The sequence below is a fragment of the Streptomyces sp. NPDC087310 genome (assembly GCF_044744405.1).
Classification (GTDB): domain Bacteria; phylum Actinomycetota; class Actinomycetes; order Streptomycetales; family Streptomycetaceae; genus Streptomyces.
In genome coordinates, this window is record NZ_JBIUYF010000003.1 from 736,886 (window position 1) to 754,783 (window position 17,898).

Consider the following 17,898-nt stretch of genomic DNA (forward strand, 5'->3'; position numbering starts at 1 on the left):
GTGACGCCGGGGTGAGATCATCCGGTGGTTGCAGGAGCGCTGCATTCAAGCCCGGCCCGATGTGTGGCTGTACGCCGGGGGCGAGCTCGGTATCGAAGTCGAGGCATATCGTGAAGGCCGGGCCAAACCGGATGCGATTCTCGCGCCGAGAAAGACTTTCCTCGGTCAGGGGGACTGGAGCGACGCGTCACGTGTGCTGATGGTGGTCGAAGTGACGTCGTACGACTGGGACACCGATCGGCGGGACCGTAAGGAGAAGCCCTCCGCCTACGCCGCGGCCGGAATCCCGATCTATTTGCTGGTCGATCGCGACCACCGCACGGTCACCGTGCACAGTGATCCGACGGTGGATGGTTACGGCCATCGTCACGTGGCGGACCTGGGCAAGAAGATTCTGCTCCCCGAACCCGTCTCCATCGAACTCGACACCGAAGGTCTGACGGATTTCGTCACCTGACGTGCACGGGCCGGTTCCGTCCACATCCTGTGGACGGAACCGGCCCGTCATGACATACGCACCCGGTCCAGCCCGGCTCAGCTCAGCACATCGCGCCGCCGCAGCCCCGCCAGTCCCGCCGCCACCAGCGCCATCGCCAGCCCCGTCAGGACGAGCACCGGTGTCCAGGCCATCTCCGCGCCCGGCAGTTTCGGGAGGTGGCCGAAGGGTGACAGGTTCATCAGCGCCTGGGGGAGGTCGAGGGCCGGGCCGAGCCAGCCGAGGGCCAGGGCCAGTCCACTCGCCGCCCACGCCGCCGCGGTCGCCCTCGGGAACGCCCCGTACAGCAGGACCGCCACCGCGCCCAGCAGCCAGATGGCGGGCAGGTGGACGAGTGCGGCGCCGAGGATTCCGGGCAGGTCGTGGCCGTAGCCCAGGAAGAGGCCCACCGCGCCGAGCAGCATGATCAGTACGGCGCCGCCGAAGGCGATCAGCAGATGGCCGGCGGCCCAGCGCAGCCGGCCGACCGCGCCCGCGAGGACCGGTTCGGCCCGGCCGCCGGTCTCCTCGCCGCCCAGCCGCAGGACGGAGGCGACCGCGTACAGCGCGGCCACCATGCCGAGCAGGCTCACCATCGTCGCGAGGAACGCGTCCGTCAGCCCCTGTTCGCCGCCCATCCGCTGGATGATCTCGCGGGTCCGCTCGTTGCCGCCGACCAGGTCGGCAGCGCCGTCCGTGATCCCGCCGAACATGATCCCGCTGAGCAGGAACCCGGCCCCCCACCCGAACACACTGCCGCGCTGGAGCCGCCACGCCAGCCCGCCCGCCGTGGCGATCCGGCCCACCGCGGGGCCCGGCCGCGCCGGCACGAAGCTCATCCCGATGTCGCGCCGGCCGGCGAGGGCGTACGCGAGGACCGCCTGGACGACGACCGCGGCCACCACCAGGAGCAGCACCCACCACCGCTCGTCCGCGTAGGCGCGTACGTGCTCGGCCCAGCCCAGCGGGGAGAGCCAGGTCAGGACGGAGGAGCCGTCGGCGGTCGCGGCGTCGCCCGCCGCCTTGAGGACGAACGCGGCGCCGATGACCGCCGCCGTGAGGCCCTTCGCGAGCCGCGCGTTCTCGGTGATCTGCGCGGCGATGGCGGCGGTGCACGCGAAGAGCATGCCGACCCCGCCCACCGCGAGGCCGAGCGCCGCCGAACCCGCGGTGTCACCGGTCGCCCCGGCGAGCCCGGCCGTGATCACCAGCGCCAGCGCGGCCTGTGCGATCAGGGCCGTGAGCAGCGCGGCGGTCAGCGGCGCCCGGCGCCCGACCATCGCGGCGGAGAGCATGTCCTGACGCCCGGTCTCCTCTTCCTCCCGGGTGTGCCGTACGACGAGGGTGAGGCTGAGCACGGCGGCGAGCGCGGTGCCGAACGCCGTCATCCGCAGGGCGGTGAGCCCGCCGACCGAGTCGCTGAAGACGGGACCGTACAGGGCGCGCAGGGAGCTGTTGGCCCCCAGGGAGCGCGCGAGATCGGCGCGTTCGGCCGCCGTGCCGGCCACGGAGTCGAGAGAGCGGGCGACGGACATGAAGGAGCCGCCGAGGACGATCACCCAGACGGGGAGCATGACCCGGTCGCGGCGCAGGGCGAGCCGGAGCAGCGGTCCCGTACCGGCGAGCTGCCGGGAGCCGCCCGTACGGGCCACGGGCAGGGCACGCGGGGTGCCGGTGGCGAGCCCGGCGGTCATGACGCCACCCGCTTCTCGCCGGTGCCGGTGTTGGTGCCGGACCCGCCGGATCCGCCGGCCCCGTTCGCCGGGCCGGCTCCGTCCGCCGCGTAATGGCGGAGGAACAGCTCCTCCAGCGTCGGCGGCGTACTGCTCAGGGAGCGGATCCCGGCGCCGGACAGGGATCGGAGCACGGCGTCGAGCTTGTCGGCCTCGACCTGGAGCCGTACCCGCGTCCCCTGGACGTCGAGGTCGTGCACCCCGGGCAGCCGGTCGAGGCCGGCGGGCGGCCCCGCCAGCTCCGCGCTCACGCTCGTGCGGGTGAGGTGGCGCAGTTCGGCCAGAGAACCCGACTCGACGGTCGCGCCCTTGCGGATGATGCTCACCCGGTCGCACAGCGCCTCGACCTCGCTCAGCACATGGCTGGAGAGGAGGACGGTCCTGCCCCGGTCGCGCTCCTCGGCGACACAGCTCTGGAAGACCTCCTCCATCAGCGGGTCGAGCCCCGAGGTCGGCTCGTCGAGGATCAGCAGCTCCACGTCCGAGGCGAACGCCGCGACCAGGGCGACCTTCTGGCGGTTGCCCTTGGAGTACGTACGCCCCTTCTTGGTCGGGTCGAGTTCGAACCGCTCGACGAGCGAGGCCCGCCGTCGCGCGTCCAGGTTCCCGCCGCGGAGCCGTCCGTACAGGTCGATGACCTCGCCGCCGGAGAGGTTGCGCCACAGGGTCACGTCACCGGGGACGTACGCCACGCGCCGGTGCAGCTCGACCGCGTCCCGCCACGGGTCCCGGCCGAGGAGCTGGGCCGCGCCGGAGTCGGCGCGCAGGAGACCGAGGAGGACCCGGATGGTGGTGGACTTCCCGGCTCCGTTGGGGCCGAGGAAGCCGTGGACCTCGCCGGTCTCGACGGCGAGATCGAGGCCGTTCAGCGCGTGCGTCCGGCCGAACGACTTGTGGAGTCCGGCGACGCTGATTGCCTTCGTCATGCTTTGGAACGTACGCTACTTTCACAAAATTCTGAAGTTAAGGAAGCGTAAAAAGGGTCGGGTTAAGATCGGGACACGAAGGCTGGACACGCACGCAGAGGACAGCAGGGGAGACGAGCAGGCGATGAACGAGAACAGCCCGTCGCGGGGCCCGGAAGCGACGACCCGCTTCGTCGAGCGGTTCGCGGCCGTGATGACCGAGTCCGGGATGCAGCGGACGGCCTCGCGGGTCTTCGCCGCCATCGTCTCCTCGGACGACGCGTCCCTGACCTCCGCGGAGCTGAGCGAGCGGCTCGGCATCAGCCCGGCGGCGGTGTCGGGCGCGATCCGCTACCTCGTCCAGGTCGGGCTGGTCGGCCGGGAGCGCGACCCGGGCTCGCGGCGGGACCGCTACCGGGTGCACGACGACGTCTGGTACACGACGTTCACACAGCGCGACGCGACGCTCGCGCGCTGGGAGAACGCCCTGCGCGAGGGCGCGGAATCGCTGGGGCGCGACACCCCGGCGGGGGCGCGGCTGGCGGAGATGATCGAGTTCTTCGAGTTCGTACAGGCGGAGTTGGCGACGATGATGGACCGCTGGCGGACGCTCCAGGAGCAGCGCAGGGCGGTGGCGGCCGGGGCGGGGGCTGGAGCCGACCGGGGAGGGCGCGAGAAGGGTCGGGCAGGGCCTAGCGGGGCGTGACATTGGGCGCCAGCAGCTCCAGATAGGCGCGGGTCCCGGCGTCGTTCGGGTTGATCTCCTCGTACGGGTGCCGGGGCCACAGCGCCCGGCCCTCGATCCAGGGCACGACGGCCGGGGACGGGTCCAGCCAGCCGCGCAGCTCCGCCTCCCCCGTGGGGGCGGGCATCCCGAGCCACGGCCGGCGCCCCGTGCCGGGCGGCAGTACGCCGAGCAGCGCCTCCGGCAGGTCGTCGTCCCGGCCGTGGGCGGGGAAGAACAGCAGCACGGGCCCGGCGCCGTACGGATCGTTCAGCAGGACGTACCGCTTGGGTACGGGTACGGGGGCGAGTGCCGCCCGTACGAGCGTGCGCACCGTGGGCACGCCCCGCCGGATCAGCCGGGCCAGCGCCGTCAGCCCCGTCGCCGTGCAGATCCCGCCCATCAGCAGGGTCAGCCACGGCGTCTCGTCCCCCGGGATCAGCCACACCACCCCGATCCCGGCCGCCACACCGAGGCTCTGGAACACGGCGGTCAGCGAGCTCAGCTCGCGCAGCGTCCGCACCCGCCACCAGGGCACCGCGCGGATGTCGAGGTCGGGGCGGTACCGGCGCCGGTACCGGTGGCGCTCGGTCCTGGGGGCGTGCGCGCGGTGCGCCTCGGCGGCGAGGACCGCGTACGTGAAGGTGAGCGGGGCGTGGCGGTCCGTACGGGCCGGGCGATCGGTGGCCTTGGCGAGACTGACGGGCCGGCGGGCGGAGACGGTGGGCGTGGGCGAAAGAACGGCTGAATCTGTGAGGGACGATGCGGGTGTGAGGTGCGATGCGGAAGTGCCGGATGTGGCCATGACGGAGGCGGAGGCGGAAGTGGAGGCGGAGGCGGAGGCAGAGGTAGTCGCGGATGCGGATGCGGATGCGGCCGTCGCCTGGGGCTGCGGCTGCGGCTGCGGCTGGGGCTGGCGCGGAGTCGGCCGTTCCAGCAGCCCGCGCCCCACGGCCTCCCGTACGTTCCGCTGCCGCGGCCGTTCCCCCCGTACCGCACGCGTCCAGACCAGCTCCGCACCGCCCGGCGGCGCGATCACCCCGCCGGTCCTGGGGTCGCCGCACCACCACAGCACCCCGCCGGGGCCCGGTTCGACGAGCTGGTAGCGCTGCTGTACGGCGACCACGGCCAGCGGCCACAGATCACCGGTGACCGGGTCGCGCAGGACCACCGTCCCGCCGCGCAGCCCGCGCGGTACGGAGACGGCGGCGCAGGCCCTCCACGGCGCCCGCGCCAGGCGGTCCCTCATCCGGCGGGCGAGCCGCCGGGCGCCCAGGCCGAGCCCGAGCGCGAAGAGGGCCAGTCCGCACAGGGACGGCAGCAGCTCCTCGGGCCAGGTCAGCCCACGGCCCCGGGCGGCCAGCGCGATGACCGCGGCACCGGCCAGCAGGGCAGCGCCGCCGCGCGCCCAGGTTCCGGCGCGGGTCCGGTAGTGGGCCAGGGCCTCCGCCGTGTCCGGGAGGCCGAGGGCGACGTCCGCCACCACCGCGCCGTCCGGGCCTCCGCCGCCAGGTCCGGACCCGTCCGCCGGTCTGGAGCCGTCTCCGGGTCCGGGCCCCTCTGCCGCCGTGTCGTGCGTGCCGTGCATGTGTTCCGGTCCCCCCGGGCGTTGTTCGGACGCTGAGGGTAACCGGCCCGCTGACCAGGGGAGAAGCCGTACGGCCCGGCGGGGAAAGGTGTCAGCCGCCGGGCCGGCCGCCACCCGGGCCGCCGCCCGGCCCCGCGTACGCCCCGGCCACCGCCGTCCCGTTCCCCGCACCGAGGGGCAGGGTCAGCCCCCAGGCGCCCGGCCGCAGCGTCCAGGTCCTGGTACGGACGGGGCCGGCGACCCGGGCATCCGCGCGGTAGCGGAAGTCCGCGCCCGACACGGTGACGGAGAGGGCGCTCGCCCTGACCGGTTCGGCCGCGCCGCGCGTCCGGATCACCACCTCCGCCCGGCCGCCCCGCGACCGTACGGTCACGGCCTCGACCGGTTCGTCCAGATCGCTCAGCACGACGCCGTCCGCCTCCACCCGCAGCCGGTGCGTGTGGACCGCGAGGGCGTGCGGGACGGGGCGTACGAGCGTACGGACCAGGGAGCGGCAGGTGTGCCAGACCGAGGCGACCGCGGGCGCGACCCCGGTACCGCCGCCCGGATCCTGGGCCGCGCCCCCGGCCCCTGGATGCCCGGGGAGGGAGGGGAGGGCCGGGATACGGAGATCGCCCAGCACCACCCCGTCGCTGTCGTCGACCAGCAGGTCCAGTCTGCGCACAGCGCCGTCCAGCACCGCCCGCGCCGCCGCCACCGCGCCCGTGGGCACGCCCAGCGAGCGGGCCAGCTCCACGGAGGCGCCCACCGGCACCACCGAGAGCGCGCCCGCGGTCAGCCCGCGCTCCCGGTGGAGCAGCGAGACCATCCGCAGCAGCGCCCGGTCGTCGCCCACCAGCACGGGGCGCCGGCTGCCGCGCCGGGCCAGCGCCCGCGCCAGCTCGTCGGGCCCTTCGGGGAAGCAGATTTTCACCGCCGCGCCCCCGCTGAGCACGTCTCTCGCGATCCGCACCGATTCGCCGTCGGTCCGGCCGGAGACCGGGTCGATGACCACCAGAAGCTGCTGCGCGCCGTTCTCGGCGGGCTCCGGAGCCGACACCTCGGTCCTTCCTCGGGTAGCATCTTTGTGCAAGAGCCCCTTGCGCTATTGCGCCAGGGGCTTCGTCTATTCCGGGGCATCCGGTTCGACGGTCAGGTCTGTGTCGTACAACGCTGTGCGATGTCGCAGGCACGGATAACGCATGGTTACGGCGTACTCACGCTGTATGAACGGCGTTTGTGCGCTCCCTGACCTTGGACATGCCCCGCCCGGAAGGGGTGTACGCCTGTGCCCGCACTTGTGCTGCTCGGTGCTCAGTGGGGTGACGAAGGCAAGGGAAAGGCCACCGACCTGCTCGGTGGTTCCGTGGACTATGTCGTGCGTTACCAGGGCGGCAACAATGCCGGTCACACGGTCGTCGTGGGCGACCAGAAGTACGCACTGCATCTCCTCCCTTCCGGAATCCTCTCCCCGGGGTGCACCCCGGTGATCGGTAACGGTGTGGTGGTCGACCCGGCCGTCCTGTTCTCCGAGCTGAACGGTCTCAACGAGCGCGGTGTCGACACGTCGAAGCTGCTGATCAGTGGCAACGCGCACTTGATCACGCCGTACAACGTCACGGTCGACAAGGTGACGGAACGGTTCCTCGGGAAGCGGAAGATCGGTACGACCGGGCGCGGCATCGGCCCGACGTACGCGGACAAGATCAACCGCACCGGCATCCGCGTCCAGGACCTCTACGACGAGTCGATCCTGGAGCAGAAGGTCGACGCGGCGCTGGAGTCCAAGAACCAGCTCCTCGCCAAGGTCTTCAACCGGCGGGCCATAGAGGCCGGCAAGGTCGTCGAGGAACTGCTGACCTTCGCGGACCGGCTCAAGCCGTACGTGGCGGACACGACGCTGATCCTGAACAACGCGATCGACGAGGGCAAGGTCGTCCTCTTCGAGGGCGGCCAGGGCACCCTGCTCGACGTCGACCACGGCACGTACCCCTTCGTCACCTCGTCCAACCCGACGGCGGGCGGCGCCTGCACCGGCTCGGGTGTCGGGCCGACGAAGATCAACCGTGTCATCGGCATCCTCAAGGCATATACGACGCGCGTCGGCGCCGGACCGTTCCCCACGGAACTCTTCGACGAGGACGGCGAGGCCCTGCGCCGTATCGGCGGCGAACGAGGCGTCACCACGGGCCGCGACCGCCGCTGCGGCTGGTTCGACGCGGTGATCGCGCGCTACGCGACGCGGGTCAACGGCCTGACGGACTTCTTCCTCACCAAGCTGGACGTGCTGACCGGCTGGGAGCAGATCCCGGTGTGCGTGGCGTACGAGATCGACGGCAGGCGCGTCGAGGAACTCCCGTACAGCCAGACGGACTTCCACCACGCGAAGCCGGTGTACGAGTACCTGCCGGGCTGGTCGGAGGACATCACGAAGGCGAAGACGTTCGCCGACCTGCCGAAGAACGCGCAGGCGTACGTGAAGGCGCTGGAGGAGATGTCGGGAGCCCCGATCTCGGCGATCGGCGTCGGTCCGGGCCGCACGGAGACGATCGAGATCAACTCGTTCCTGTAGGTCTCTCAGAGCCTCACCACGCCTCACCTCGCCACACCACACCGCCCCGGCGCCGGAAACGGTGCCGGGGCGGTCGTGTTCGCGCATGGAGGGGCCGGATTGTCAGTGGTGGGCCGTACGGTCCTGTTCATGGCAGCACGCATCGATCTGACCCTGGACTGTACGAACGCGCGGCTCCTCGCCGCGTTCTGGAAGACGGCGCTCGGCTATGTCGACGAGCCGCCGCCCGCGCCCTTCACCACCCGCGAGGAGTGGCTGGCGAGTCTCGATCTGGACGAGGACCCCTCCGCCGAGGACGGGGCCTGGCTGTGCGATCCGGAGGGGATCGGTCCACGGCTGTCGATCCTCAAGGTCCCCGAGCCGCGTACGGCGAAGAACCGCCTCCATATGGACATCCGGCTGCCCGCGCACGGCGGCGCCGAGGAGCGGTGGGCGCGGATCAGGGCCGAGGCGGAGCGGCTGGTGGCGGCGGGCGGGACGGTGGTGGCGGAGGTCGACACACACCACATCGTGATGGCGGACCCGGAGGGCAACGTCTATTGCGTCGCGGCAGCGGCCCCGGCCACGCCACTGGCCCCGGCTTCCTGAGCGTGCGGGACACCGCGCGCACGTTCGAGCACCCCCTGCCTCTTCAGTCGTTCGAGTGCCTTGATATCGGGGAATTTGACGGATTGCCCGAGACACGGTGTCCTGCGTCCATGACCAGGAACACGCGTGGCGGCGACGCTGCCGCCACTCCCGCCAGTACCTTCGAACTCGGTTGCCGTGACGCGTACTTGCGGATGAGCAACGTCACCGAGCGAGTCCAACTGGCGGTCGTCGCGACGCTCCTTGTCGCCGTCGTCGGGACCGTGTCCATCGCTGTCCTGTCGATGGCGCGGAGCTCTCACGAGTGACGGTCGGCAGCGGCCACTCCGTGTGTACACCACTGACGACGGCAGCAACGGGGCGGCCGGCTGCCGGAGTTCATCAGGAACCGGGCGCTTCGACGGATCAGCGCCCACGGCCGGCGGCGTGCCGCACGAACATCACGTCACGTGAGACAGCCTCTGAGCCGTGATCGGTGCGGCCGACCTGGCGGCCTGCTCGATCTTCGCGCAGTAGGCTGCGCGGGCTTCCTCGTCGATCCGCGCCTCGTGTTCGGCGCGCAACCCGGTCCGGCCGTCGAGGCCCTCGCGGAGGATGTCGGCGTGCCCGGCATGCCGGATGGACTCGCCGAGGACATGGACCATGATGGCGAACAGGTTCGTGTGGAGAAAAGGCTCCGGCCACCACGGCACGTGGCCGGGGGCGTCGAGGGGAAGCTCGTTGATCGTCGCGTCCGAGTGTTCCCACGTGCGCCGGTAGAACCCGATGATCTGATCGCGGGTCTCGTCCTCGGCCGCCCACAGATCGCTGCCGTCGTGGTCCTGCCATCGGGGCAGCGGTTCCGGGGAAGGGCGGTCGAAGACCTCGCCGAAGTACCTGGCCTCGACGGTGGCCACGTGTTTGACCAGGCCGAGGAGGTTGGTCCCGGTCGCTGTCAAAGGTCGGCGGGCGTCGTATTCGGACAAGCCGTCGAGTTTCCAGAGCAGCGCCTCGCGGTCCCGTCGCAGTCTCCCGTGCAGGTTGTCTTTCGCGAATTCATCGATCATGGGCGCTGAGCCTGCCATGGGCTGCTGGTGGTCTCAAGATCCGGAATCGTCGAATTCAGGGGAGCGTCGGGCCCCATCGTGCTGTGGGGTTTCTGCTTCTTCCTTATGGCGTCCGCCATTGCGATGCTCTGGTGGGGAACCCCGCATTCGGCGGCTCAGCCACTCCATGACCGGCCTCGCCCCCGGCTTCCTGAGCGCCTTCCCGGGCGCCACGAACGGGCGTCGCACCGGGGTGCGGCGCCCGTTGTCCTTCGGTGGGGGGCGGGGGGGACCGAGCCGAGGTGGGGCCGGGCTCAGGAGATGGTCACGTCACTGCACATGAAGAACGTCTGGTCCATGTGCGAGGCTTGCCAGATCGTGTAGACGACATGGCGTCCCGTGTAGCCCGACGTGGTCACGTCGATGGGGTAGTACTCGGCCGGGGCGTACGCGGCGGTCCGTTTGACCAACTGCATGTCGCTCCAGTTCAGCGGCTGGGTCGTGGGGTCGAGCCCCTGCCTGCTGACGTAGACGAGGATGTAGTCGGCGCCGTGCCGGGCCTGGTCGTACAGGTTGATCTTGAAGTTGCTCTTGATGCTGGTCGTCTTCCACGCGCCGGGGACGTCCATCGAGTTGTAGCGCCCGCCCTCGGTGTGGCCCGCGCTGCAGAGCTGGCCGTTCGGGATGACGGCCTGGAAGTTACCGGCGGCACCGTTGCGGTAGAGGCCGTTCCAGTTCCACATGGCGTTCGTGTTGTCCTGCCACGCCTGCCAGCACATGGGGTCCTGCGTGGCCATCGCCGGGTTCTGGAAGTCGCTGCCCCAGCGCAGCCAGCAGCCGTAGTTGCGGGAGGCGGGGTCGATGACCGATCCGTGGGCGGAGGCGGTGCCGACCGTACCGATCAGGCAGAGCATGACGGTGGAGAGCAGCCCCAGGACGCGCAGGATCCAGCGCTTGGTGTGCCGGGGGCGGGTGGTGCGAGCGGCGCGGGTGTGCCTTAAGTGCTCATGACTATCCATGCTGCGGTCTCCATCTTCCGGGTTGGGGGGATGTGGGGGATCCGGTTATGGGAGCGCTCCCAACGTACTGCGGGACGGCGCGGCGTCATAGAGCTGAAACAAACGGAATTACGGGCGTCCGTCCCCGGCGTCCGCCGCGGCCCTCCCGGAGTGGCCCCGACCCGGGGGTGTCACTCCGATGGGTGAACCCCGGCTGTTGCGGCGGGGGTTCGGGGGCGGTGGTCGAACGATTCTGCGGAGGCGAATCTCCGCAGGTCAGAGCTGTTCCGGCGGACGATCCGCAGTGAATCGAACGCCGGTCCCGGGCGGCACTGTTGACACGTGCGCTCGTCACAGTGCGTGGCGTTACAGTCGCGGCAAGCCTGCGGATCCGCGATCGGATCCGAGTCTCGGGCAGAAAAATACCCCCGCGGTGACCCAATCACCCGGGGGCTCGACACCAGGAGTAGCACCTCCAGATGCGCATTTACCGTACAACGCCCACGCGTTCCGTCTTCACCTTCGCCAACGCCCTGCTGCGCGATCGCGGCATCTCGTGGTGCGCGGCAGGCGTACGCACGTACTTACTCGGCCTGCCGCCCGGCGCCCGCGCCTCGATCCGGTCGCTTGCCGATCGGCGCAAGGAAGGCCGCACGCGGATCGCCGAGGCCCTGCGTGAGCTGGAGGGATCCCGTCGTCTGTGCCGGTCGGTCGTGAAGGACCGGGAAGCGGGTCAACTCTTTCCGGCGTCGCTCACTCAGAAGCCGGCGGGCCCATCGGAACCCGCTCCGACTTCCTGATGTCGTAATACACGACGGGCACACCCGCACCCAGCTCCTCCTGGAGCCGCCGCGCCAGCCCCTCCCCCCGAGCCGCGAAGTCCTGCTCGTCGGCTTCGGTGTGAAACCCGGAGTCGACGGGGTTGTCCCGGTCGAGGGTCGCGTCGAACTCCGCGCCCCACGCGGCCAGATCCCGGGCGAGCCCGTCGCTGACGGGCAGCGTGTCCGGCGCCACGTTGTCGGAGTCGTCCCCGTGGTGCAGCCAGGTCGGGAAGCAGTCGTAATCCGGGTGCACCCGCACCGCGGTTGTCTCGTTGGGCACGGACACAGCTCCGTTCGTTCAGACGTGCAGACGTTCAGCCGTCCGGATGTCAGGGCTAAGGGAGGCTCTTCGGGTTGGCCCCCACTACAAAGCCGTTGCTGCCCACCGTAACGGCCACGCGTTGCTTCTTCCCCTTGTAGGTGAGCTCGTAGATCGGCCGCCCCGTCCCCGACCCCTGATAGCCGACCTTCTCGCCCTTCGTGGCGGCCTCCATCACGAATTCCGGGATGTCCTCGGCCGCGATGCCCTTCTGCTCGAACTCCTGGGCGTGCTCCATGACATGGGTCAGGCCGGCCTTCTTGTTCCCCTGTTCGAGGAAGATGACCTTGCCGTCCTTGTCCTTCGCGGTACGGACCAGGTCGTCCGGATTGAACTTGACGCCCTGCTTCTCCAGCTCCTTGACGTGTTCGGCGTCCACGCCGTCGCAGTTGTGTACGAGGGCCGAGCCGCCGCCGACGCCGACGTAATACGTGTGGATCCCGGCGACCGTGAGGTCGTGGGTGGTTCGGCGGTGGGTGTAGCGGGTGACGACGGTGACCTCGGCCGTGGTTCCGTCAGGTGTACGCAGCCGGGTGCCGCGCCCGATGTCGCCCGCGTCGAGCCAGTCGCCCCGGTCCGCCGACCAGAAGGGGTGTGTGTCGGTTGCCGTGATCACGGCGGGGCCGGAGGCGGTGGCGACGGTCAGCCGGGTGAAGTGTTTGTCGTCGTACGTCGTGATCGTGCGCTGGACAGGGCGGGCCGCCGTCAGGCCCGTCTCCGGGTCCGTCGCCACGACCGTGTCGCCGACCCTGATGGTCTCGATGGGGAGGCGGGTGCCGTTGGCCAGCAGGACCGGAGTGCCGGGCAGGAAGCTGTGGGACACCGCGCAGGTGACCGGCTTCTTCTTGCGCTTGGGCAGCCTGCTCTTCAGATCCGCCAGTTTGCCCTTGAGCCGGTCGGCCTTCTTCTTGGCCTTCCACATGCCCTTGGTGCCGGAGTACAGATCCTTGCCGTGCTTGACGATGTCCTTGCCGAGCTTGGCGGCCTTCTTCCACTTGGAGGGGCTCAGCCCGTACTTCTTCACGATCTTGGCGGGGATGCCGCCGATGAACTGCATCGCCACGTTGAGGGCCGTCTCGCCGCACGCGGCCAGATCGCCTTCCTGGAAGCACTTCAGGGCGTCCGTGATGCCCAGCTCGTCCGCCGCGATCTGGCCGAGCGCGTCGGCGGCGTCCAGCAGGACCTTCTTGGCCTGGGCGTATTCCTCGTTCGCGTCGTCCAACTCGCGCTGGGCCGCCTCGTAGTCCAGCTCCGCCTGGGTCTTGGGGGCGTCGGCCGCGAGTTCGACGGGGTCGGCGGGGCCGCCGGTGGTGCCGCCCTGGGTCCCACCGCCGGTGGTGCCGGATGCGTTCGCATCGTCACCTGTTCCGTCGCCTCGGCTGTCTCCCGAGCCGCTCCCCGAGCCGCAGTCTCCACCGCCGCCGATGGCGCAGACCTGCGCGCTGATCTTCTGCGTCAGCTCCGAGCCGATGCCGGTGGCCAGAAGTCCGCCGACGATCGCCACGACCACCAGCACCAGGCCCAGATACTCCAGCCCCGACTGGCCCCCGTCGCTCCGGCCGGTGGTCCGGTTGACCCACCAGAACCGCCTTCGCCCCTTGCGCGTCGGCATGACGTGCCCTCTTCCCCCGTTGAGCAACGATGCGTTGGACGATGCGTTGAACGATCTGTTACTTGAGCCTGGCGATCTGCGCCGCGGTCACCGTGGGCGCGATGTCCGCGCTCGCCGGATCGAACGGGTTCATCGCGTAGAAGAGCGCCACCGTGTCCCCCGCGCGTACCAGCGCGTACTTCAGCGGGATCTTCTCTCCGTCGAGCGAACCGGTCAGTTCGAATGCCAGCGACTCGTCCAGCCCTGTCGGACCGTCCTCCGCCGTGACCCCCGAGTAGGTGTCCTCTCCGTCCGCCGACGTCGTCGTAAAGCCACCGCCGCAGGCGGATACGGCCTTGCCGACCTCGGCCAGAGCCTGAGCGGCTCCGGCTCGCGGGTAGGAGGACAGGCCCACCAGCACGCCCGACGCCGTCATGTCCTCCGGCTCCGAGGCCGCGACCAACTGCCGGTAGACGGTGTCCGAGGGGGAGCCGGCGGCCACGGTTCCCACCAGGTCCGCGATCGGCTGGCAGGCCGCTTTCGACGCGGTTACGGCACCGGAGGAGCGCACTTCACCCGCTGCGGCCACTGTCACCTCGAAGCCCTTGACCTTGGTGACGATCAGCTTCTCCAAGCCCTCTTTGCCGGCTGCGGGCGACGTGGCGGGCGACGAGGAGGGCGATTCCTTCGTCGATGGACGCTCCTTGGCCGGACTCTCCTTGGCATCGGAGTCCGTCGCCTCCCCGCAGGCTGCCGTGGCGCCCAGCACCAGTGCGACACACACGGCGCCCAGCGCGCGCCGGACCCGGGCAGAGGTGAGGAGCATGAGGTGAGCCTCCCGGACTCCGGTGACAGTCCGTACGCGGACGCATACGGAACTGCTGAGGCTACAGCCGATATGCCCCTTGTACGTGGGCCCTGGGGCCCAACCCCGGGCCCAGAGTGACGGTCAGCCCGTCTTCGTGTACGTCAGGGACTCCCCGGTCGTCGTCACGCGGCGGAGGCCCCCGTCGGGGAGGATCGTCAGCTCCGTCGCCGCCCCCGGGGTGCAGGAGGACATCGGTTCCCCGGTGGTCACCTCCGACGGGCCGATGCGCAGCGGGCCGTCGGCCGCGGGGGCGGTGGCCAGGGGGGCTTCGAAGACGCAGTGGTACGTGGCGCCGTTCGCCGGGCCCTTCACCGTCAGGGTCAGGACGTTGTCGCCCGGGCCGCCCTGCCGTATGACCAGGGTCCGGGAGCTGTCCCCGGAGCCGCTGTCCGCGCTGCCGTTCCAGGTGCCGAGGTACTCTGCCGGGATTTTCCCGGCGGTCCCCGAGGGGGAGGAGGGGGACCCGGCGCCGGTGCTGGAATCCGGGTTGGGGGGCTGGGTGTTCACGTCCGAGCCCGGGGACGCGGTGTCGGTGACCGGGGCCGTGTCGTTCTTCTTCATCCCGTCGCCGCGCATGACGGCGTACACCGAGCCGCCCGCGCCGATCGCGACGACCACCGCGACGGCGATCAGGGCGATCGTGCCGCGGACGCTGCGCGCCGCCGGTTCCTGCGCGGGGGCCGGGCTGCCGTACCCCGTGTGCGGGTAGCCGTAGCCCGCCTGCGGGGGAGGGCCCGGGTAGCCGTACGGGGACGCGGGCGGGGGTGCCGGCGCGAGCGGTGGCGGCACCGTCCGCTGGTCGTTCGTCGTCGGAGCGGGAGGGGCCGGGTGAGCCGCGGGGGCGTGGGGGCTCATCCGGCTCATCGGGCTCCCCGGCGTCGCCGGAGTCGTCGGCATCGCTGGTGAGGACTGCGCGGACGGTGCGGAAGGACCGGACGGCACGGCCGGACCGGGCTCCGTGCCTGACGTCGGCGTTCGTACCGTTCCCGTCGGGTCCTCGTGTTCCAGCAACCGCACCGCGTGCTGCCCCAGTTGTGCCAGCAGCCCGCCCGGCAGCCAGGGTTCCCCGCCGGGGCCCGCCCCCGAGTCCTCCGCCTCGCCCACCCGGGCCAGGATGTCCCGCGTGGTCGGCCGCTGCGCCGGGTCCTTGCGCAGGCAGTCGCGTACCAGCTCGGAGAGGCCCTCGGGCAGCCCCGACAGGTCCGGTTCCTCCTGTGCGATGCGGAACATCAGGACGTGCACCGCGGTGTCAGCCCCGCCGAACGGCAGCCGTCCCGTCGTCGCGTACGCCAGGACCGAGCCGAGGCAAAAAATGTCGCACGCCGCCGTCACCCGGTCCCCGCGCACCTGCTCGGGCGCCATGAAGCCGGGCGAGCCCACCAGGGCGCCGGTGCGGGTCAGGCTCTCTTCCGCGACCGTCTCCAGTGCGCGGGCTATCCCGAAGTCGATGACGCGCGGCCCCTCGATCGTCACCAGCACGTTGGACGGCTTGAGGTCGCGGTGGATCAGCCCCGCCGCGTGGATGTCCTGGAGGGCGTGGGCGAGGCCGGACGCGAGGATACGGACGGAACGCTCCGGCAGCGGTCCGTGCCGCCCCGACACCACTGTCTGGAGCGAGGGTCCGGCGACATAGCCCGTGGCCAGCCACGGCACGTCCGCCTCCGTGTCGGCGTCGAGGACCGGCGCCGTCCACATCCCGCCGACGCGCCGCGCCGCCGCCACCTCCTGCCGGAACCGGCCGCGGAACTGTTCCTGCTCGGCCAGTTCCGGCCGGACGAGCTTGACCGCGACCGTACGGCCCCGGTCGGAGCGCGCCAGATAGACCTGGCCCATTCCGCCGGCGCCGAGGCGGGCGAGCAGCCGGTAGGCGCCGATGTGTGTGGGATCTCCTGCTACCAGTCTCTCCATCGCCGCGCGGCCCCTCCCCATACCCCGTGCCCATACCCGGTTGACACCCATTGTCGGGTGTCACCCATTGTCGGTGTCGCGCCCGGATCATCTCGCATCGAGGGGAACGGATCGAGGGGAGAGAAGGTGAAGGGAAGCATCGAGGAAGGGGAGAGGACGGGGGCGCGCGGCGGGGACCCGCCGCCGTGCCGATCGGTGCGGCCCCGTCCGTACACCCGGGCCTTGTCCGTTCCTTCCCGTACCTCCCTACGCTGGTGCCATGACCGCACATGCCGCCCCGCACCCCACCTCGTACGAAGACCCGCACGCCGCGGCCCCGCACATCGGCGCCGCCGTGAAGGCCGCCGACCGCGCGCACGTGTTCCACTCCTGGTCCGCGCAGGACCTGATCGACCCGCTCGCCGTCGCCGGGGCCGAGGGGTCCTACTTCTGGGACTACGACGGCAACCGTTACCTCGACTTCACCAGCGGTCTCGTCTTCACCAACATCGGCTATCAGCACCCCACCGTCGTCGCCGCGATCCAGGAGCAGGCCGGCCGCCTCACCACCTTCGCGCCCGCCTTCGCCGTGGACGTACGCTCCGAGGCCGCGCGCCTCATCGCCGAGCGCACGCCCGGCGACCTCGACAAGATCTTCTTCACGAACGGCGGCGCCGAGGCCGTCGAGAACGCCATCCGGATGGCCCGCCTCCACACCGGCCGTCCCAAGGTGCTCTCCGCGTACCGCTCGTACCACGGTGGCACCTCCACCGCGATCAACCTGACCGGCGACCCGCGCCGCTGGGCCTCCGACAGCGGCACGGCCGGCGTCGTCCACTTCCACGGTCCCTTCCTCTACCGCTCCGCCTTCTACGCCTCCGACGAGGCCGAGGAGTGCGCCCGCGCGCTGGAGCACCTGGAGGCGACCCTCGCCTTCGAGGGCCCGGCGACGATCGCGGCGATCATCCTGGAGACCATCCCGGGCACGGCGGGCGTGATGACGCCGCCGCCCGGCTATCTCGCGGGCGTACGGGAGATCTGCGACCGGCACGGGATCGTGTTCGTACTGGACGAGGTGATGGCGGGGTTCGGCCGTACGGGCAAGTGGTTCGCCGCCGAGCACCATGACGTCGTCCCCGATCTGCTGACCTTCGCCAAGGGCGTCAACTCGGGGTACGTACCGCTCGGGGGCGTCGCCATCTCCGCCGCCGTCGCGGAGACCTTCGCCACCCGCCCCTACCCCGGCGGGCTCACCTATTCCGGCCACCCGCTGGCCTGCGCCGCCGCCGTCGCGACGATCCAGGTCATGGCGGAGGAGCGGATCGTGGAGCACGCGGCGCACATCGGCGAGACGGTCCTCGGCCCCGGCCTGCGCGACCTGGCGGCGCGCCATCCCTCGGTGGGCGAGGTGCGGGGTACGGGTGTCTTCTGGGCGCTCGACCTCGTACGGGACCGGGAGACGCGCGAGCCGCTGGTGCCGTACAACGCGTCGGGCGAGGCGAACGCGCCGATGGCCGCCTTCGCCGCCGCGTGCAAGAAGGGCGGCCTGTGGCCCTTCGTGAACATGAACCGTACGCACGCGGTGCCGGCCTGCAACGTCTCCGAGGCGGAGGCGAAGGAGGGGCTGGCGATCCTGGACGCGGCGCTGTCCGTGGCGGACGAGCACACGGCGGCGTAGCGCGGGACCTGTGCCCTCGTACGCTCACGGGGCTCCCGGAGTCGCGAAATCCGGACAGGCGCCGGGGCCGGATCCGGCCTCGGGCCTGGTCAGGCCCGCCCCCGTGACGCCGCGCCCCAATTGCCGGTCGGTCTAAGGTGTCGGAAG

General features: G+C 71.1%; 16 protein-coding genes. 6 read left to right on the forward strand and 10 right to left on the reverse strand.

The genetic code is table 11. From position 1 onward, the window contains the following. Nucleotides 1-28 precede the first annotated feature (28 nt). Complete coding sequence (locus ACIO3P_RS13890) at nucleotides 29-457, forward strand: Uma2 family endonuclease (RefSeq protein WP_401849352.1); 429 nt, start codon at nucleotides 29-31, stop codon at nucleotides 455-457. Nucleotides 458-534: 77 nt separating this feature from the next. On the opposite strand, the gene ACIO3P_RS13895 is transcribed toward ACIO3P_RS13890, so the two are convergent. Next, the gene (locus ACIO3P_RS13895; RefSeq protein ID WP_401849354.1) at nucleotides 535-2,169 is read right to left on the reverse strand and encodes an ABC transporter permease; all 1,635 of its coding nucleotides are present in this window, start codon (nucleotides 2,167-2,169) and stop codon (nucleotides 535-537) included. Continuing rightward, complete coding sequence (locus ACIO3P_RS13900; protein ID WP_329824176.1) at nucleotides 2,166-3,134, reverse strand: ABC transporter ATP-binding protein; 969 nt, start codon at nucleotides 3,132-3,134, stop codon at nucleotides 2,166-2,168. The genes ACIO3P_RS13895 and ACIO3P_RS13900 overlap by 4 nt, the downstream gene beginning before the upstream one ends. Before the next feature lie 124 nt (nucleotides 3,135-3,258). Between ACIO3P_RS13900 and ACIO3P_RS13905 the strand changes: the two genes are divergently transcribed. Further along, nucleotides 3,259-3,819, forward strand: a complete 561-nt coding sequence (locus ACIO3P_RS13905) for a GbsR/MarR family transcriptional regulator (RefSeq protein WP_401849356.1) — start codon at nucleotides 3,259-3,261, stop codon at nucleotides 3,817-3,819. Here the strand turns inward: ACIO3P_RS13905 and ACIO3P_RS13910 are convergent. Further along, entirely contained in the window at nucleotides 3,806-5,425 is a 1,620-nt protein-coding gene (locus ACIO3P_RS13910; RefSeq protein ID WP_401849357.1) for a hypothetical protein, read from the reverse strand. The genes ACIO3P_RS13905 and ACIO3P_RS13910 overlap by 14 nt on opposite strands. Nucleotides 5,426-5,516: 91 nt before the next feature. Next, nucleotides 5,517-6,464, reverse strand: a complete 948-nt coding sequence (locus ACIO3P_RS13915) for a diacylglycerol kinase family protein (protein WP_401849358.1) — start codon at nucleotides 6,462-6,464, stop codon at nucleotides 5,517-5,519. 228 nt (nucleotides 6,465-6,692) lie between these two features. Here ACIO3P_RS13915 and ACIO3P_RS13920 point away from each other — a divergent pair, with 228 nt between their 5' ends. From ACIO3P_RS13920 to ACIO3P_RS13930, 3 genes are all read left to right on the forward strand, one after another. Then, the gene (locus tag ACIO3P_RS13920) at nucleotides 6,693-7,976 is read left to right on the forward strand and encodes an adenylosuccinate synthase (protein WP_401791818.1); all 1,284 of its coding nucleotides are present in this window, start codon (nucleotides 6,693-6,695) and stop codon (nucleotides 7,974-7,976) included. Nucleotides 7,977-8,105: 129 nt separating this feature from the next. Further along, entirely contained in the window at nucleotides 8,106-8,564 is a 459-nt protein-coding gene (locus ACIO3P_RS13925) for a VOC family protein (RefSeq protein WP_329824171.1), read from the forward strand. 110 nt (nucleotides 8,565-8,674) lie between these two features. Continuing rightward, nucleotides 8,675-8,872 carry a hypothetical protein gene (locus ACIO3P_RS13930; protein ID WP_329824170.1) on the forward strand — a complete coding sequence of 66 codons (198 nt, stop codon included), beginning with the start codon at nucleotides 8,675-8,677 and terminating at the stop codon, nucleotides 8,870-8,872. A 132-nt stretch (nucleotides 8,873-9,004) separates the two neighbouring features. Here ACIO3P_RS13930 and ACIO3P_RS13935 read toward each other — a convergent pair whose 3' ends face one another. The 6 genes from ACIO3P_RS13935 to ACIO3P_RS13960 form a co-directional block, all read right to left on the reverse strand. After that, nucleotides 9,005-9,610 carry a DinB family protein gene (locus tag ACIO3P_RS13935; RefSeq protein WP_401791819.1) on the reverse strand — a complete coding sequence of 202 codons (606 nt, stop codon included), beginning with the start codon at nucleotides 9,608-9,610 and terminating at the stop codon, nucleotides 9,005-9,007. Nucleotides 9,611-9,903: 293 nt separating this feature from the next. Continuing rightward, nucleotides 9,904-10,608: a lytic polysaccharide monooxygenase auxiliary activity family 9 protein gene (locus ACIO3P_RS13940; RefSeq protein ID WP_329824168.1), complete on the reverse strand. Its 705-nt coding sequence runs from the start codon at nucleotides 10,606-10,608 to the stop codon at nucleotides 9,904-9,906. Between the two features lie 732 nt (nucleotides 10,609-11,340). Continuing rightward, the gene (locus ACIO3P_RS13945; protein ID WP_401849360.1) at nucleotides 11,341-11,688 is read right to left on the reverse strand and encodes a hypothetical protein; all 348 of its coding nucleotides are present in this window, start codon (nucleotides 11,686-11,688) and stop codon (nucleotides 11,341-11,343) included. A 55-nt stretch (nucleotides 11,689-11,743) separates the two neighbouring features. Continuing rightward, nucleotides 11,744-13,339: a polymorphic toxin-type HINT domain-containing protein gene (locus tag ACIO3P_RS13950; protein ID WP_401849362.1), complete on the reverse strand. Its 1,596-nt coding sequence runs from the start codon at nucleotides 13,337-13,339 to the stop codon at nucleotides 11,744-11,746. Between the two features lie 58 nt (nucleotides 13,340-13,397). Continuing rightward, on the reverse strand, nucleotides 13,398-14,144 hold the full coding sequence (locus tag ACIO3P_RS13955) for a hypothetical protein (protein ID WP_401849363.1): 747 nt from the start codon (nucleotides 14,142-14,144) through the stop codon (nucleotides 13,398-13,400). 123 nt (nucleotides 14,145-14,267) lie between these two features. Further along, entirely contained in the window at nucleotides 14,268-16,094 is a 1,827-nt protein-coding gene (locus ACIO3P_RS13960) for a serine/threonine-protein kinase (protein ID WP_401849365.1), read from the reverse strand. A gap of 259 nt (nucleotides 16,095-16,353) precedes the next feature. On the opposite strand from ACIO3P_RS13960, the gene ACIO3P_RS13965 reads away from it, so the two are divergent. Further along, nucleotides 16,354-17,751: an aspartate aminotransferase family protein gene (locus tag ACIO3P_RS13965; protein ID WP_329824161.1), complete on the forward strand. Its 1,398-nt coding sequence runs from the start codon at nucleotides 16,354-16,356 to the stop codon at nucleotides 17,749-17,751. Nucleotides 17,752-17,898: the final 147 nt, after the last annotated feature.

Bases quoted from the DNA above. Each gene is read 5' to 3' on its own strand.
- ACIO3P_RS13895 (WP_401849354.1), bottom strand. From the start codon at position 2,169: ATGACCGCCGGGCTCGCCACCGGCACCCCGCGTGCCCTGCCCGTGGCC.
- ACIO3P_RS13900 (WP_329824176.1), bottom strand. From the start codon at position 3,134: ATGACGAAGGCAATCAGCGTCGCCGGACTCCACAAGTCGTTCGGCCGG.
- ACIO3P_RS13905 (WP_401849356.1), top strand. From the start codon at position 3,259: ATGAACGAGAACAGCCCGTCGCGGGGCCCGGAAGCGACGACCCGCTTC.
- ACIO3P_RS13910 (WP_401849357.1), bottom strand. From the start codon at position 5,425: ATGCACGGCACGCACGACACGGCGGCAGAGGGGCCCGGACCCGGAGAC.
- ACIO3P_RS13925 (WP_329824171.1), top strand. From the start codon at position 8,106: ATGGCAGCACGCATCGATCTGACCCTGGACTGTACGAACGCGCGGCTC.
- ACIO3P_RS13930 (WP_329824170.1), top strand. From the start codon at position 8,675: ATGACCAGGAACACGCGTGGCGGCGACGCTGCCGCCACTCCCGCCAGT.
- ACIO3P_RS13935 (WP_401791819.1), bottom strand. From the start codon at position 9,610: ATGATCGATGAATTCGCGAAAGACAACCTGCACGGGAGACTGCGACGG.
- ACIO3P_RS13940 (WP_329824168.1), bottom strand. From the start codon at position 10,608: ATGGATAGTCATGAGCACTTAAGGCACACCCGCGCCGCTCGCACCACC.
- ACIO3P_RS13950 (WP_401849362.1), bottom strand. From the start codon at position 13,339: ATGCCGACGCGCAAGGGGCGAAGGCGGTTCTGGTGGGTCAACCGGACC.
- ACIO3P_RS13955 (WP_401849363.1), bottom strand. From the start codon at position 14,144: ATGCTCCTCACCTCTGCCCGGGTCCGGCGCGCGCTGGGCGCCGTGTGT.
- ACIO3P_RS13960 (WP_401849365.1), bottom strand. From the start codon at position 16,094: ATGGAGAGACTGGTAGCAGGAGATCCCACACACATCGGCGCCTACCGG.
- ACIO3P_RS13965 (WP_329824161.1), top strand. From the start codon at position 16,354: ATGACCGCACATGCCGCCCCGCACCCCACCTCGTACGAAGACCCGCAC.